This window comes from Rhodocista pekingensis, from assembly GCF_042665545.1.
Taxonomy (GTDB): Bacteria; Pseudomonadota; Alphaproteobacteria; order Azospirillales; family Azospirillaceae; genus Rhodocista; species Rhodocista pekingensis.
In genome coordinates, this window is sequence record NZ_JBHTCM010000007.1 from 100,809 (window position 1) to 115,073 (window position 14,265).

Consider the following 14,265-nt stretch of genomic DNA (forward strand, 5'->3'; position numbering starts at 1 on the left):
CAAGCGACCGGGTGGACGGGCGGGCGGGGAACGGCGGCGTGCCGCAGCGCGGTCCGGCGGGGGCCGGTTCAGCAGGCGGCCAGACCCGTGCCGCCCCGGCAGCAGGACGATTCCCCGGTCCGGCTCCAGCCGGTCCCGGCCTCCGGAGCCGTTTCCACCCGGTTGCGGCCTGCCTCCTTGGCGCGGTAGAGCGCGTCGTCCGCCGCCTGCAACATGGCGGTCCACGACCGGCCGTGCACGGCATAGGTGGCGACGCCGATGCTGACCGTCGCGCGGACCGGCGGCGGATCGCGCAGCAGTGGTTCCGCCTCGACCAGGGCGCGCAGCCGCCCGGCCAGGGCGGTGGCGTCATCCAGTGCTGTCTCCGGCAGCAGCGCCACGAACTCGTCGCCGCCGGCGCGGGCGAACAGATCGGTCTGCCGCAGCGCCCGCCGGCACCGCGCCGCCAGTGCCGACATGACCGCATCGCCCCGGGCGTGGCCGTGCTCGTCGTTGACGCGCTTGAAATGGTCCAGGTCCAGCATCAGCACCGACAGCGGCCGGCCGAACCGGCGGGCGCGCTCCACCTCCTGGGCGGCCAGCTCCTCCAGCCGGCGGCGGTTGGCCAGGCCGGTCAGGGGGTCGATCCGGGCCTCCTCCTCCAGCCGCAGCTCCAGGGCGAAGCTCTGCCGCGCCGCGCGTTCCAGGGCCAGCGCCACGACATAGGCGGTGAACAGACCGGTGCTGAAATGCGCCAGCACGTTGCCCAGGGTGAAGCCGCCGGCGCCGCTGGCCAGCAGCACGGTCAGCACGACGACCGCCGGTGCCAGATTCAGCACCGGCACGTCGCGCGCCCGCGGTGCGGCCACGGCGGACACGGTGGGGAACAGCACCAGGCCTGCGGTGCCGTAGTCGAAGCCGCCGGGTGCCAGCGCCTGGGTCAGCGCCACGGCGCCGACGCCCGTGGTCAGCGCCAGGATCGTCAGCGGCCGCAGCGGCGCCTCCGCATCGGCGGCGATGCGCCAGGCGCTCCACAGCATGGCCACTGCCGCGGTCAGCCGGATCGCCAGCGCCCACGGCAGCGATGCCGGGTGCAGCACCCAGTCCCACAGGGTGAACCCGACCAACGCCAGGGCACCGATGACGATCGGTGTCGGCAGCAGGTCGCGCAGCCGGTCGCAGCGCCACGCCTCGAAGCGTGTCTCCGTGGGCCCGTCGAAAGTATGAAACGATCCGACCATCCGCCTTCCCGGACCCCCCGCCGCCGTTGCGACCATGGGCCGGTGCCGGCGGGCTCCTGCCAATGTGTGCATCATACCTATTTCGAGGGTATCTACCAGAGAGTTCCGCCGCCGCCGACGTGCGGACGGCCGCACCCATGCCGACTTCTGCGCGTCGTTGCAGCCTTGCTACACTCCGCGCCGGCCGCGACCGGCGGCTCGGGCGACGGCGGACGGAATCCGTCGGGAACCGCAAGGAAGAGAAGAGGGAGGGGATATGACCGCCAGGACGAACCGCCAGTGGATTCTCACCGCGCGGCCGCAGGGCGACGCCTTCGAGGACTGTCTGGCATGGCGGGAACAGCCGGTGCCGGAGCCGGGCCCGGACCAGGTGCTGGTCCGCACCATCTACCTGTCCATGGACCCGTCCAACCGGATCTGGATGCAGCAGGCCAGCTACATCCCCGCGGTACCGCTGGGCGAACCGATGTGGGGCGTGATCCTGGGCGAGGTGGTGGAGAGCCGCAATCCCCGCTTCCGGCCGGGCGATCTGGTCACCGGCATGGGCGCCTGGGCCGACTACTGCCTGAGCGACGGCAAGGGGCTGGGGCCGGTGCCGCGCATTCCCGGCCTGCCGCTCCAGGCCTTCACCGGGGTGCTGGGGCCGACGGGCCTGACCGCCTATTTCGGGCTCTACGACATCGGCCGCCCGCAGCCGGGGGAGACGGTGGTCGTCACCGCCGCGGCCGGCGCCGTCGGCTCCATGGTCGGGCAGTTCGCCAAGCTGCGCGGCTGCCGGGCGGTGGGCATCTGCGGCTCCGACGAGAAGGCGCGCTGGCTGGTGGAGGAGCTGGGCTTCGACGCCGCGCTGAACTACCGCGGCGGCCCGGCCGAGCTGCGCCGCGGCCTGAAGGCGGCCTGCCCGTCCGGCATCGACGTCTATTTCGAGAATGTCGGCGGCTGGATCTCGGAGGTCGCCTACGGTTTCCTCAACCTGCGCGCCCGCATCCCGCTCTGCGGCCTGATCAGCCAGTACAACGCCGCCGAACCGCAGCCGGGGCCCCGCAACATGGACATCCTGCTGGTCCGGCGTTGCCGGATGGAGGGCTTCATCGTCCTGGACTACATGGACCGCGCGGGAGAGATGCTGCGCGAGGTCGGGCCGTGGCTGGCCGACGGGCGGCTGAAGTGGAAGGTGGACGTGGACCACGGCCTGGAGACCGCCCCCCGTTCCCTGCGCAAGCTGTTCAGCGGCGGCAACACCGGCAAGCTGGTGGTGCAGGTGGGCGAGGAGCCGGCCGCCTGATACGGGGCGTCTACTCTTTCGGCTTACCTTGTCCGGTCATGATGCGGTGCCATACTCCCTGCTCCGGGCCGCCCTGCGGGGCGGTGCCGGGTCGGAGCCGGCGTCTTAACGGGACGTTCAGGCCCATGCTCCGATAGTGACGGGCGCGCCCGGTGTGGACGTGCCGTCCGACGGCGGGAACGGATGCTTGAACAGCTTGCCAAGGCGGGGGCCGTCCTCTTTTCCATCGCGGGCATCGCCTATCTGGCGGGCCTCGCCGTAGCCTACTGCGTCGAACGCCTGACCCTGCGCCGGCTGAAGGCGGAAGGGGTGGAGGAGCGCATCCAGCGCGTGCTGAAGCTGATCTCCCGCTTCCAGCACCGGCGGGACCAGATGCTGCCCATGCTGGTCCGCCTGGACGACCAGGTGAAGTCCGCCCGCCGCCGCCATTACATGGTGAACAAGCGCCTCGCCGACCTGGCGGTCAGCCGCTCCCGCCTGCTGCGCGTGCTGGGGGAGGAGGAGGCGTTCGCCCGGGCCGAGCGGCCGGCCCGGCGCTTCATCGCCCATGTCATCAACCGCCATGTCCAGCGTGCCCACCTGGAGCAGAAGGCGCATCCCTTCCTCGCCCCCTCCTGGGGGCGGGCGCAGCAGGTGCATGCCTGGGCCAGCTCCATCGGCGACGCCAAGGTCCTGATCGAGCGGGTCTATCCGCCCTCGGCCGGGTTCGCCGTGATCGACATCTCCGAACCCGACGGGGAGGCCGCGCTCGCCGATCCGGCCGCCAACCTTCAACCGGAGTCCGAACCGCCGGCGGCCGGTTTCCGGGCGGCGGGGCGATGAGCGCCCAGGACGTCGCCGTCTGGCTGGGCGTCATCGCCGGGGTCGGCGCCGCCGCCCAGGTCGCCAGCACGGTGCAGAAGCGGCTCCAGCGGATGCACCAGATGCAGGAGGGGCGGCTGCGCCAGCTCCGCGAGGCGACCCGGCAGCTCCGCGACAAGGCCCGCATCAGCCTGGACCTGAAGCGGGAGGAGCGCGCCATGAGCCGAGAGCTGGCGGAGTTGCAGGCGCAGATCGAATACGGCGACGACACGGTGGCGCGGGAGACCAGCCAGGAGGCGTGGCTCTACATCTTCGATGACCGCTGCAATCCCGGCGACAAGCCCTTCACCGTGGTGGTCAGCCACCCCGATTTCCGCCGCGTCTCGCGCAATGCCCCGGCGGAGGTGGTCGAGTCCTGGCAGGCCGGGCGGCGCTACCTGATGTTCGCCGCGGTGGACAAGCTGGCCCAGGCCAAGGCCAACCAGCGCCACCCGCCGGAGCGGGGGTTCGTTGTCGGTCCCGTCAGTCTCTACGAAGGCAATCTCGACGAGATATGACCCCCCGTCCGCGCCGGACGGCGGGTGGGAATGCCCAGACGCCGCCGGGAGCGGGACAGCCTTTGGCCGCAATCCGGGTGTTGGATGAAGCCTGGGGTGGATGGGCGTGCGCCCCGGCGGTGATCGGCGCGCCCGGGGTCGCACCATGTTCCTTGTCTCCACGCGAACAGCACCGCTGCTGCTGCTGGCGCTCGCCTGCGGGGCCTGCGCCGGCCTCTGGGACCTGACCGCGGCCGCGCTGCACGAAACGCTGGCGATCCTCGCCGTCTCCGCCGCCCTGCTGGCGGCCGCGGCCCCGCCGCGGCGGGCGCCGTTGCTGGCGCTGGCGGTGGCGGCCGGGGTGCTGCTGGCGCATCTCGTCTCGCCGCCGCCGCCGGGCGCGCAACTGGCGCCGCTGGAGCGCGGGCTGATCTCGGCCGCCGTGGCAGCGGTGCCGGCGCTGGCCGGTGCTGCGGCAGGGGCGGGAGCCGCCCGGCTGCTGGCCCGCCGCGGCCGGGCCTGACGGGACGCTCAGGCCGCCCCGGCGCAGGCCGTCACCTCCGACAGCACCCAGGCGCGGAAGGCGCGGATGTCCGGCTCCTGCGCCCGCCGGCGGCTGCTGACGACCCAGAAGGCGTCGCCGGTATCGAACAGAAGGCCGGGGAAGGGGGGGACCAGCCGGCCGGCGGCGATCTCCGGTCCGAAGAAGGCGGGGCAGACCATGGCCACCCCCTGGCCCATCATCGCTGCCTGCCCGCTGAACTGCTGCGTGTCGAACTGGATGCTGGCCGGCAGGTCGGCCGCGTCCACCGGCACGCCGGCCTGCCGGAACCAGCCCAGCCAGAGCCGGCGGTCGTCGGGGTCCACCGTGTCCAGCAGCGGCAGCCGCAGCAGGTCCGCCGGTCCCGCCAGCCCGCCGGCGCGGTGCAGCAGGGCCGGGCTCAGCACCGGCGCCACCGACAGGTCGATCACCTTGTCCGCCGCCAGCCCCGGCCAGTCGCCGCGGCCGTTGCGGATGGCCACGTCGAACTCCCGCTCCAGGTCCACGATGCGCGCGCTGGCATCCAGGCGCACGGCGATCTCCGGGTGCAGCACCTGGAAATGCCCCAGCCGCGGCACCAGCCACTGGCTGGCGAAGGTCTGCAAGGTGCTGATGGACAGCACCGTGCCCGCCCGCCGCTCCGTCAGCCGCTCCACCGCCCCGCCGATGCGCTGGAAGCCGTCGGCCACGGCTTCGGCCAGATCGTGGCCGGCGTCGGTCAGCTCCAGCCGCCGGGTCAGGCGGCGGAACAGGGGCTGGCGCACATGCTCCTCCAGCAGCCGGATCTGGTAGCTGACGGCCGCCTGGGTGACGCCCAGCTCCGCCGCGGCGCGGGTGAAGGACAGGTGCCGCGCCGCGGCCTCGAAGGCGCGGAGCGCGTTCAGCGGGGGCAGGCGGCGGGTCATGGCGGAATCTCCGGGAGCGCCCGGCGCGGGCGTATGCATAAAATCAGCTTTTGCATTCTATCCGGATTTCTCGTTTGTCGTCCATCGGCCGGCCCTGCGAAACTAGCATCAAGGGCCGGCTTCGGCCTCCCGGCCAGCACTGGCACCGGGTATTCCTGTCGAGTGGTGAGGCGATCATGCATAAGCGGACCTGCGCGACCCAGGCGGACTGGGCGACCGCCGAGACGGGCGCCGGCCTGCTCTCGGGAGCTGCGGCCCCGGCCGGCGCCCTCGGCGCCCTGCTGGAAGGGGTGCTGCTCGGGCTGATGCGCAATGCCTGGCATCCCGACCCCCGCGGCGGGGGCGACACCGCCGGCTGCCGGCCGATCGGCTGGGACGGTCCGGGCCACTGCGGCTGAGCTGGGATCGGCCGGGGTGCGGCCCTTCCGGTGCGCGCAGACGACACGCCCAGGGCGGGAACTTCCGCGGGGCTTTCGCAGAACGGTAACATTGGCTAGCCTGGGCTGAAACCTGCGGCCGGCTAACGGCCGTGACAGTGGAGGAAGCCCAAGGATGACCCGTCTTCTGGCGACCACGGCCCTTGCCGTGGTGATGGCGTCGGTGGCCGCCCCGGCCATGGCGCAGCAGCGCAGCTATTCCTCGATCGTCGTCTTCGGCGACAGCCTCAGCGACACGGGCAACCTGCCGGCCCCGCTGCGGCCCGGCGCGCCCTATGTCGGCGGCCGCTTCTCCAACGGACCCGTCTGGGCCGAGCAGCTCGGCACCCTGCGCGGCACGCCGGTGCAGAGCGTGGCCCTGGGCGGCGCCCGCTCCGGCCGGGTGCAGCCCATCGACCTCCAGGTCCAGCTCGACCAGTATCTCGCGGCGCGGCCCCAGCTCAGCGGGGATGCGCTCTACGCCGTCTGGATCGGCGGCAACGACTATCTGGCCTATGCGTCCAACCCCGTGGGCGACCCGTTCCAGGTGGTCGGCACCACGGTGGGCAACACGGTGGCCGGGGCCACCCGGCTGATCCAGGCCGGGGCGCGGAACCTGATCGTGCTGGGCCTGCCCGACCTGGGATCGACGCCCGGCGTGGCCGCGAACGGCCCCGCCGCGGCGGCGCAGGCCAGCCAGATCACGGATGTCCACAACGCCAATCTGCAACAGGCCGTGCGCTCCCTGCGCGCCGGCACCGGCGCCAGCATCACCTATGTGGACATCGGGGCGCTGATCCGGTCCGTGGTGGCGGACCCGGCGGCCTACGGCCTGTCCAACGTGCGGGTGCCCTGCCTGGGGACCAGCGGCCCGACCGGCGCCTGCGCCACGGCGGACGCGGCGGCGGCGACGCTGTTCTTCGACCCGATCCACCCGACCGTGACCGGACACCAGGGCATCGCCCAGTATGTCAACGGCACCTTCGCCGCGCTCTATGATGCGCCGGCGGCCTATGTCGCCACCAGTCAGCTCGGCCTGCGCCTGTTCGAGCTGGCGGCCCAGGGGGTGCAGTCGCGCATGGCCGCGGCCCGCACCGGCCGCGGCGATGTCGGCCTGCTCGGCTCGGCCCAGGCGGGGGCGGACGGGCGCTATGGCCTCTATGCCTTCGGCGGCTATGTGGACGGCGAGCGCGACCGCATCCCCGGCCAGTTCGGCTACGACTACGATGGCTGGAACGTGGGCGCCGGCCTCGACTACCAGGTGGACGATCACCTGCTGGCCGGCATCGCGCTGGGTTATGCCGACGGCTCGCTGGACCTGGAGGGCGGTGCCGGTTCGGCCGACGCGAAGTCCTACAGCGTCCAGATCTACGGCACGGCCGCCTGGGGGCCGTGGTACGCCGACGGCAGCATGGGCTACAGCTACGAGGATTACGGCACCCTGGAGCGGTCCACCCGCTTCGCGCCCTTCCCCAAGGCCGAGGCGGACACGGACGGCAGCACCTACGGCCTGTCGGGCCGGGCGGGCTACGTGATCCAGGCCGGGGGCTTCGGCATCGGGCCGGAGGTCGGCCTGCGGTACCTGAACACCGAAGTCGAGGGCTTCACCGAGGAGGATGCCGGGCCGCTCGCCCTGACCGTGGAGCGCAGCCGGGCGGAATCCCTGATCGGCTCCCTGGGCGTGCAGGCATCCGGCCGTTTCGGCGATGACGGGCTGGCGGTCGTGCCCGCCCTCGGCCTCGCCTACGAGCACGAATTCCTGGGCGACGGCCGCAGCCTCACGGCGCGGCTGGCGAACGGGGAGGTCGGGATGACCGAGGTCGGAGCCGGCGACCGCGGCCGGATCGTGCTGGATGCCGGTGTGACGGTGGAGACGGCGGGCGGCCTGCTGCTCTCCGCCGGGTACAGGGGCGAGCCGTTCGGCGGCAGCGACCGCGAGGACCACGCGGTCGTCGGCCGGGTGCGGATCGGCTTCTGATCCGCAGGCACCCCGGCGCGGAGCGGACCGGGCCTCAGCGCTCCGTCCGCTCCGCCGTCTGGGTCAGGGTGGGCTTCAGGCGCAGCACGGGCACGCCGTCGCGCACCCGGTCCCCCACCCCGACCAGCACGGCGGTGACCGTGCCATCGGTTTCCGCCGTCAGCATGGTCCGGTCCATCAGGGCGCGGGCCTGGTCCAGCGCGGCATGCGCGTCGCGCAGGCGCTGCCGGGCCAGGGCGGCCTCCGCCCGGCGGGCCTCCAGCGTGTCGGCGTCGGCCCGGCCGTCGCGCAGCAGCGCCGCTGTCAGGCGCACCGCACGGGCGGCACGGTCGCAGTCCGCCGCGGCTGCGGCCAGCGCATCCTCGGCGGCGCGGACGGACTGGTAATAGGCGACCGAGTCGAGTTCGAGCAGAAGCTGGCCCTTGCCCACCTGGTCGCCGACGGACACATGCCGCCCGGCAACCGTGCCGGGAACGCGGAAGGCGACCGCCCCTTCCCCTGCGGCGAGGGGCTGCACCACGGCGGTTCCGTCGGGCCGAAGCTCGGCCCGTGCCGCCGGGACAAGGGCGGTGGACGCCAGCAGCAGCGCGCCGGCCAGCAGAAGGCCGGCACCGGCCACGCGCCGCGGGGGCCGCAGGCAGGGCTGCGCAAAAGCGTTGGACGCGACGGCGGGAACGGACATTCTGCCCTCCGGCTTACGCCGCCCGGTCGCACGGGCGGAGACTGCGGTATCAAGGTGCGGGTCGGGGTACGCGCGGGCAGCGCCCGTTGCCCGGGCCCGCACCGCTCTGGTACGCTGGGTACAGTAACTTGAACGCTGATAACTTACCGGACGCAAAACTTATCATCGTTCATATGAGCGTCAAGGGGGAAGCGACAGGTGGTCGCAAGAGCGCATGTGAAGCACGAGGACGGTCCGGGCGGCATCGCTGAAACCGTCGTGGAAACCGTGGCGGATCCGGCCGGGGCCGGTCCCGGCGACGCGGCCGGGGCTGCGGCCGGAAGCCGCCCCTACCGCAAGCGCAAGGGCGAAGGCCATGTCCGGCGGGACGAGATCCTGACCGCGGCCCAGCGCATCTTCATCGAGGACGGTTTCGAGCAGGCGACGATCCGCAAGATCGCCGCGCGGGCCGGCATCTCACCGACCGCCCTCTACCTCTATTTTCCGGACAAGCAGACGATCCTGGAAGAGCTGTGCGAGCAGGCCTTCGCCAAGCTGGTGCAGCGGATGGACGCCATCCTGGCCGGGGGCGGCGGTGCCCTGGACAAGGTGCGCCGGATCATGCGCGCCTACATTGACTTCGGGCTGGAGCATCCCGACGAATACCGCCTGACCTTCATGGTCAAGGCGCTGGGCCGGATGTCGGTGGACCACCGCGATCCCGGCGCCCGCCAGCCTGGTCAGCCGGGCTACAGCGGGCCGCAGGCCTATGCCCGGCTGCGCGACGCCATGGCCGACCTGATCGCAGAGGCCGGGGCGGACGGCCAGGACGTGGATCTGGCGACCGAGGTCATCTGGATGAGCGGGCACGGCCTCGTCTCGCTGATGATCGGCAACTCCCCCCGCTTCCGGGCGCACAAGGAGGAGCTGGTGGAGGCCCTGATCCGGACCCAGCTCTACGGCATCCTGCGGCGCTGACGCTGCGCGCGGCGCGTGACCCCGGAACTGCCGACGGCCGCAGAGGGCACCCCCCTCCGCGGCCGTTCCGCATCCGGGCCTGACCGCCCGCAGACGCCGCCGCGTCAGTGCTGGGCGAAGGTCCGCCTGGAGGCGCGCTCCACCTCCTTCTCGAACAGCCGCGGGAAGCGGCTGTAGAGCAGCGAGGCCACGGCCGGCAGCAGGATCACCGCCCCCACCATGTTGGCCAGGAAGATGAAGGTCAGCAGCACGCCCATGTCCGCCTGGAACTTCAGGTCGGAGAAGGCCCAGGTGGCGGTGCCCACGGCCAGGGTGATGCCGGTGAACAGCACCGAGCTGCCGGTCTCCTGCAAGGTGCGGAAATAGGCATCCGCAAAGCTCAGCCCGTGCTTCAGGTAGGCCTGGAGCCGGTTGAAGATGTAGAGCCCGTAATCCACGCCGATGCCCACGCCCAGCGCCGCCGCCGGCAGGGTGGAGATCTTCAGCCCGATCCCCAGCACCGTCATCAGCGCGTTGCACAGGATCGACACCACGATCAGCGGCAGCACCGTCGCCAGCGAGCCGACCAGCGAGCGGAAGGTGATCAGGCAGAACAGCACCACCGTGGCGTAGACCAGCCCCAGCATGGGCTTCTCCGCCTCGCGCACGGCCTCGTTGGTGGCGGCCATGACGCCGACATTGCCCGTCGCCAGCCGGAATCTCACCTCGTCCGACGGGTTCGCCGTCACATAGCCTTCCACCGCCTGGACGATGCGGTCGATCGTCTCCGCCCGGTGATCCACGGTGTAGATCACGACCGGCATGACCGAGCAGTCGGCATTCAGCAGCCCGGTCGAGGTCTCGATCGGGGTGACGGTCCGCACCAGCACCTGGCTGTTGCGGGGCAGCACCTGCCAGTTCAGGTTCCCCTCGTTCCAGCCGGTGTTGACCCCCTTCATCACCGTGGACAGGGAGAAGGCGGACTGCACCCCCGGCACGTTGCTCATGTGCCAGGTGAAATCGTCGATCTGCCGGATCACGCCATGGTCGATGCAGCCGTTCGCCGGCGCCTCCGCGATCACCTGGATCACGTCGGTGCCGATGCTGAAGCGGTCTACGATCAGGGCGGCGTCCTGGTTGTAGCGGGAGTCCGGCCACAGTTCCGGCACGCCCGCCTCGGTATCGCCGATGGTCATGTCCTTCTGGATGTAGAAGGAGCCGCCCAGCACCAGCAGCGCCGCCAGCACCATGGGCACCGCCCCCTTGGGCGTCGCCAGCACGGCGATGCGCCGCCACAGCGGGTCGAAACGGTCCACCTGCCCGGCGACGCGGGCGCGATAGCGCTCGTCCAGCGGCAGGTAACTCAGCAGCACCGGCAGGATGAACAGATGGGTCAGGATGATGATGACCATGCCCACCGAGGCGGAGACGGCCAGCTCCTGGATCATACGGATCTGGATGATGGCGATGGTGAGGAAGCCCAGCGCGTCCGTCACCAGCGCCGAGGAACCGGGGATCAGCAGGCGCTCGAAGCTGATGCGGGCGGCCGTGTAGGCGTCCGCCCCGCGGCCCATCTCCTGGCTGATGGTGCCGATGTTCTGGACGCCGTGACTGACGGCGATGGCGAAGACCAGGAACGGCACCAGGATGGACAGCGGGTCGATGCCGAAGCCCAGCAGCACCAGCATGCCGAACTGCCAGATCACCGTGGTCAGCGACACCAGCAGCATCACCGCCATCATCATGAACGACCGGCCGTAGCCGTAGACCAGCAGGGCCGTGATGATGAAGGCGATGACGAAGAAGGTGACGACGCTGGAGGCGCCGTCGGCGATGTCGCCGATCGACTTGGCGAAGCCGATGATGTGGATGTCGATCTTGGCGTCGGTGTAGCGGCTGCGGATGGACTCCAGCTTGTCGGCCACGGCCTGGTAGTCCAGCTTCTCGCCCGTGCGCGGGTCGCGCTCGATCAACTGCGCGCTGACCAGGGCGGCGTCGAACTTCTCCCCCACCAGCCGGCCGACCGTGCCCGACTTCAGCACGTTCTCCCGCACGACGGGCATCCACTCCTCGGTCGGCTGGAACTCCGCCGGGATGACGTTGCCGCCGGAAAAGCCCTCCGACGTGATCTCCACGAAGCGCACGTTGGGCGTGAAGATGCTGGTCACGCTGGCCCGGTCCACGCCGGGGATGAAGAACACCTCGTCGGTGACCTTCTTCAGCCGCTCCATGAAGTCGGGGGTGTAGATGTCGCCCTCGTCCACCGACAGGGCGACGACGATGCGGTTCGCGCCGCCGAACTCCTGCTGGTAGGTGAGGAAGGTGTCCATGTAGGGGTGGTCGATCGGCAGCATCTTCTCGAAGCCGGCATCGACCCGGAGCTTGGCGGCGTTCCAGCCCATGAAGAGGGTGGCCAGCGCGAACAGGACCAGGAGCAGTGCCCGGTTCCGGAACACGAGCCCTTCGAGGTTCTGGAGGAACGGTGTGGACATGGCGAGGCGTCTTTCCGGGAACCGGGCGTCAGGGGGGCGGCGGGCGGCGCGGCATCAGTGGGCCGCCGCGGGCGGGCCGGTCATCAGCACGCCGTCCTGCCCGAACAGGATCAGGCTCCCGTCCGGCGCCTCGATGGCTTCGGCCAGGGCGATGCGGTCGGGCCGCTGCTCCAGGACGAAGCTGCGGCCCTGGTCGGTGCTGGTCAGCACGATGCCCTGCATCCCCACCAGCACCACGCGCCCGTCCGACAGCCGCGCGCCGCCCAGCAGCCCGGCGGTGGAGCGGTTCTCCACCGCGGTCCAGGTCGCGCCGGCATCCGTGCTGCGGTAGATGTTGCCCTGCAAGCCGTAGACGAGCACCGTCTCCGGCCCCAGCGCCAGCGCGCCGAAGTAGGATCCCTCGTAGGGTGTCTGCACGGTCTCCCAGGTCCGGCCGCGGTCACGGCTGACATGGGCCAGGCCGAACTCCCCCGCGATCAGCCGCAGGTCGGGCGTGGGGGCGATGATGGCGTTCAGGTGGTAGTCATCCTCCTCGATCCGGCGCCGGGTCCAGGTGCGGCCCCCGTCGTCGGTTTCCAGGAACAGGCCGTAGGCGCCTACGGCGATGCCGTGCGCCGGGTCGTCGAACAGCACGTCCATCAGCGGCTGCTCCCAGTCCGGGGCGGCATGCTGGAGGGTCCAGCTCTCGCCGCCGTCGGCGGTGTGCAGGATCACGCTGTCATGCCCGACGGCCCAGCCGTTGCGGGCATCCGCGAAGAAGACGCCGGTCAGGGTGGAATCAGCCGGGACCGGCACCTGCCGCCAGGTCCTGCCGTTATCGTCGGACAACAGGATGTGCCCGCGCTGGCCGACGGCGACCAGCCGGTCGCCGGCGCGCGCGGCGTCCAGCAGCAGCGACCGGACGGCCAGCGGGGCCAGCGTCGCGGGCTTGATGCCGTCGGTCTGGAGCGGCGGGGCAGCGGCAGAGGGGTCCTGCCTGGCCAGGGAGGGCATGGCGATGGCCAGGGCGAAGGCTGCGGCGGCCAGGGCCGCCGGGGCGCGGAATGGGGTCATGGCACCCGGTTCTTCCTACGAAGGAAAAGGGCCGGCCAGTTGCCCGGCCGGCCCGTCGGCAGCGCGGATCAGCGCACTCCCGCCCGCCGGAGGGAGTCCGGGGCGAAGTCCGCCGCCGTGTAGTCCTGGTCGAAGCGGTAGGGCGGCTCCTGATTGTCGAAGCCGTTGCAGGTGTAGCGCCCCGACGGCAGGTCGTAGGTGCATTCCAGCGTCGTGTTGTAGCCCGGCAGATTGTAGTAGTTGATGCCGTGGCTTTCGCTCACGCGCCAGATCTGGTCGCGGCTGTCGTAATTGTCGGCCGCCAGGATCAGCCAGCTGTCCTCGTCGATGTAGAAGCGACGCTTGGCATAGACATGGCTGGTGCCGGGCCGCACCGTGCCCTCGACGATCCAGACCCGGTGCAGCTCATAGCGGGTCAGATCCTGGTCGATGTGGCGCGGCTTGATGATCTGGTCGTAGCGCAGATCGCCGCTGTGCAGCTTGTAGGAGTTGTACGGCACGTACATCTCCTTCCGGCCGACCAGCGTCCAGTCGTAGCGGTCGGGCGACCCGTTGAAGACGTCGAGCTGGTCGTTGGTGCGCAGACCGTCCGACGCCGTGCCCGGGTTGTCGTAGGCAACGTTCGGGGCGCGGCGGACGCGGCGCTGGCCGGGATTGTAGGTCCAGGCCGAGCGCGGTTCCTCCACCTGGTTGATGGTGTCGTGGACCAGCAGGATTTCGCCTGCCAGCCGCGCCGGCGCCACCACTTCCTGGAGGAAGAACAGGGCCAGGTTGCCGTCCGCCCCCTCCGGACGGGAGTACAGGTACTTCACCTTCTCCGTCAGGGTGATCATGTTGAAGGCGCCGTTGGCCTGCGGATTCGCCTGGCCGTACTGGCGGAACACGTTCAGGCCGCGCCAGCGCAGCAGGTGGTTCCAGACCGCCTCGACGCCTTCCTTCGGGATCGGGAAGGGAATGCCGGTCTTCGCCTCCAGCACGCCGTTCCCACCGGGGGCCAGCTTCGCCGTCTCGGCGTTCTTCGCGGTGGCGTCATAGATGAACTGCGGCGCCGAGGCGCTGCGGCGCGTCGGGTAGACCGGCAGCTTGTAGGTGTCCGGATAGGTCTTGAGCAGGACCTTCAGGCCCTCGGGCAGCTTGTCCGCATACTTGTCCATGTTCGCCGAGGTGATGGTGAACAGGGGCTTGTCGTCCGCGAACGGGTCGATGTGCTGCCTGCCGGGGTCATAGCCCGGGGGCGGGGCGGTGATGCCGCCCGTCCATTCCGGGATGCTGCCGTCGGCATTGCCGGCCTTGATCGCCCCCATGGGGGTGAGCGTCTTGCCGAGGTCCGATGCGGTCTGCGCCTGTGCCGGCAGGGCCAGGGTGATGGCCAGCGCACCGCCGAGCAGCGCGGCCTTAACGCGATTCATGAGGTTTCCTC

General features: G+C 71.1%; 13 protein-coding genes. 7 read left to right on the top strand and 6 right to left on the bottom strand.

From position 1 onward, the window contains the following. Nucleotides 1-68: 68 nt before the first annotated feature. Nucleotides 69-1,220, bottom strand: a complete 1,152-nt coding sequence (locus ACFQPS_RS06600; protein WP_377357516.1) for a GGDEF domain-containing protein — start codon at nucleotides 1,218-1,220, stop codon at nucleotides 69-71. 256 nt (nucleotides 1,221-1,476) lie between these two features. Between ACFQPS_RS06600 and ACFQPS_RS06605 the strand changes: the two genes are divergently transcribed. The 4 genes from ACFQPS_RS06605 to ACFQPS_RS06620 all read left to right on the top strand — a co-directional run bounded on the left by ACFQPS_RS06605 (nucleotide 1,477) and on the right by ACFQPS_RS06620 (nucleotide 4,365). After that, nucleotides 1,477-2,505 (top strand): NADP-dependent oxidoreductase, encoded by a 1,029-nt coding sequence (locus ACFQPS_RS06605; protein WP_377357518.1) that lies wholly within the window; start codon nucleotides 1,477-1,479, stop codon nucleotides 2,503-2,505. Nucleotides 2,506-2,688: 183 nt separating this feature from the next. Further along, the gene (locus ACFQPS_RS06610; RefSeq protein ID WP_377357520.1) at nucleotides 2,689-3,327 is read left to right on the top strand and encodes a hypothetical protein; all 639 of its coding nucleotides are present in this window, start codon (nucleotides 2,689-2,691) and stop codon (nucleotides 3,325-3,327) included. Beyond that, nucleotides 3,324-3,863, top strand: coding sequence for a hypothetical protein (locus ACFQPS_RS06615; protein ID WP_377357523.1), 540 nt, complete (start codon nucleotides 3,324-3,326; stop codon nucleotides 3,861-3,863). Before ACFQPS_RS06610 ends, ACFQPS_RS06615 begins: the two co-directional genes overlap by 4 nt. A 145-nt stretch (nucleotides 3,864-4,008) precedes the next feature. Continuing rightward, nucleotides 4,009-4,365: a hypothetical protein gene (locus ACFQPS_RS06620; RefSeq protein ID WP_377357524.1), complete on the top strand. Its 357-nt coding sequence runs from the start codon at nucleotides 4,009-4,011 to the stop codon at nucleotides 4,363-4,365. 8 nt (nucleotides 4,366-4,373) lie between these two features. On the opposite strand, the gene gcvA is transcribed toward ACFQPS_RS06620, so the two are convergent. After that, nucleotides 4,374-5,288: a transcriptional regulator GcvA gene (gene gcvA / locus ACFQPS_RS06625; RefSeq protein ID WP_377357526.1), complete on the bottom strand. Its 915-nt coding sequence runs from the start codon at nucleotides 5,286-5,288 to the stop codon at nucleotides 4,374-4,376. A gap of 176 nt (nucleotides 5,289-5,464) precedes the next feature. Between gcvA and ACFQPS_RS06630 the strand changes: the two genes are divergently transcribed. Both ACFQPS_RS06630 and ACFQPS_RS06635 read left to right on the top strand, forming a co-directional pair. Further along, nucleotides 5,465-5,686, top strand: a complete 222-nt coding sequence (locus ACFQPS_RS06630) for a hypothetical protein (RefSeq protein ID WP_377357527.1) — start codon at nucleotides 5,465-5,467, stop codon at nucleotides 5,684-5,686. Between the two features lie 154 nt (nucleotides 5,687-5,840). Beyond that, nucleotides 5,841-7,682 (top strand): autotransporter domain-containing protein, encoded by a 1,842-nt coding sequence (locus tag ACFQPS_RS06635; RefSeq protein WP_377357528.1) that lies wholly within the window; start codon nucleotides 5,841-5,843, stop codon nucleotides 7,680-7,682. A gap of 34 nt (nucleotides 7,683-7,716) precedes the next feature. Here ACFQPS_RS06635 and ACFQPS_RS06640 read toward each other — a convergent pair whose 3' ends face one another. Continuing rightward, the gene (locus ACFQPS_RS06640; RefSeq protein ID WP_377357529.1) at nucleotides 7,717-8,364 is read right to left on the bottom strand and encodes an efflux RND transporter periplasmic adaptor subunit; all 648 of its coding nucleotides are present in this window, start codon (nucleotides 8,362-8,364) and stop codon (nucleotides 7,717-7,719) included. Between the two features lie 198 nt (nucleotides 8,365-8,562). Here ACFQPS_RS06640 and ACFQPS_RS06645 point away from each other — a divergent pair, with 198 nt between their 5' ends. After that, the gene (locus ACFQPS_RS06645; RefSeq protein WP_377357532.1) at nucleotides 8,563-9,321 is read left to right on the top strand and encodes a TetR/AcrR family transcriptional regulator; all 759 of its coding nucleotides are present in this window, start codon (nucleotides 8,563-8,565) and stop codon (nucleotides 9,319-9,321) included. 104 nt (nucleotides 9,322-9,425) lie between these two features. Here the strand turns inward: ACFQPS_RS06645 and ACFQPS_RS06650 are convergent, their stop codons facing one another. From ACFQPS_RS06650 to ACFQPS_RS06660, 3 genes are all read right to left on the bottom strand, one after another. Then, the gene (locus ACFQPS_RS06650) at nucleotides 9,426-11,792 is read right to left on the bottom strand and encodes an efflux RND transporter permease subunit (protein WP_377357533.1); all 2,367 of its coding nucleotides are present in this window, start codon (nucleotides 11,790-11,792) and stop codon (nucleotides 9,426-9,428) included. Between the two features lie 54 nt (nucleotides 11,793-11,846). After that, on the bottom strand, nucleotides 11,847-12,845 hold the full coding sequence (locus ACFQPS_RS06655; RefSeq protein WP_377357535.1) for a WD40/YVTN/BNR-like repeat-containing protein: 999 nt from the start codon (nucleotides 12,843-12,845) through the stop codon (nucleotides 11,847-11,849). A gap of 68 nt (nucleotides 12,846-12,913) precedes the next feature. Continuing rightward, nucleotides 12,914-14,254 (bottom strand): DUF1329 domain-containing protein, encoded by a 1,341-nt coding sequence (locus tag ACFQPS_RS06660; protein WP_377357537.1) that lies wholly within the window; start codon nucleotides 14,252-14,254, stop codon nucleotides 12,914-12,916. Nucleotides 14,255-14,265 lie beyond the last annotated feature (11 nt).

Excerpts from the sequence above, each read along its gene's own strand:
- ACFQPS_RS06600 (WP_377357516.1), bottom strand. The coding sequence starts at position 1,220 with ATGGTCGGATCGTTTCATACTTTCGACGGGCCCACGGAGACACGCTTC.
- ACFQPS_RS06605 (WP_377357518.1), top strand. The coding sequence starts at position 1,477 with ATGACCGCCAGGACGAACCGCCAGTGGATTCTCACCGCGCGGCCGCAG.
- ACFQPS_RS06610 (WP_377357520.1), top strand. The coding sequence starts at position 2,689 with ATGCTTGAACAGCTTGCCAAGGCGGGGGCCGTCCTCTTTTCCATCGCG.
- ACFQPS_RS06615 (WP_377357523.1), top strand. The coding sequence starts at position 3,324 with ATGAGCGCCCAGGACGTCGCCGTCTGGCTGGGCGTCATCGCCGGGGTC.
- ACFQPS_RS06620 (WP_377357524.1), top strand. The coding sequence starts at position 4,009 with ATGTTCCTTGTCTCCACGCGAACAGCACCGCTGCTGCTGCTGGCGCTC.
- gcvA (WP_377357526.1), bottom strand. The coding sequence starts at position 5,288 with ATGACCCGCCGCCTGCCCCCGCTGAACGCGCTCCGCGCCTTCGAGGCC.
- ACFQPS_RS06630 (WP_377357527.1), top strand. The coding sequence starts at position 5,465 with ATGCATAAGCGGACCTGCGCGACCCAGGCGGACTGGGCGACCGCCGAG.
- ACFQPS_RS06635 (WP_377357528.1), top strand. The coding sequence starts at position 5,841 with ATGACCCGTCTTCTGGCGACCACGGCCCTTGCCGTGGTGATGGCGTCG.
- ACFQPS_RS06640 (WP_377357529.1), bottom strand. The coding sequence starts at position 8,364 with ATGTCCGTTCCCGCCGTCGCGTCCAACGCTTTTGCGCAGCCCTGCCTG.
- ACFQPS_RS06650 (WP_377357533.1), bottom strand. The coding sequence starts at position 11,792 with ATGTCCACACCGTTCCTCCAGAACCTCGAAGGGCTCGTGTTCCGGAAC.
- ACFQPS_RS06655 (WP_377357535.1), bottom strand. The coding sequence starts at position 12,845 with ATGACCCCATTCCGCGCCCCGGCGGCCCTGGCCGCCGCAGCCTTCGCC.
- ACFQPS_RS06660 (WP_377357537.1), bottom strand. The coding sequence starts at position 14,254 with ATGAATCGCGTTAAGGCCGCGCTGCTCGGCGGTGCGCTGGCCATCACC.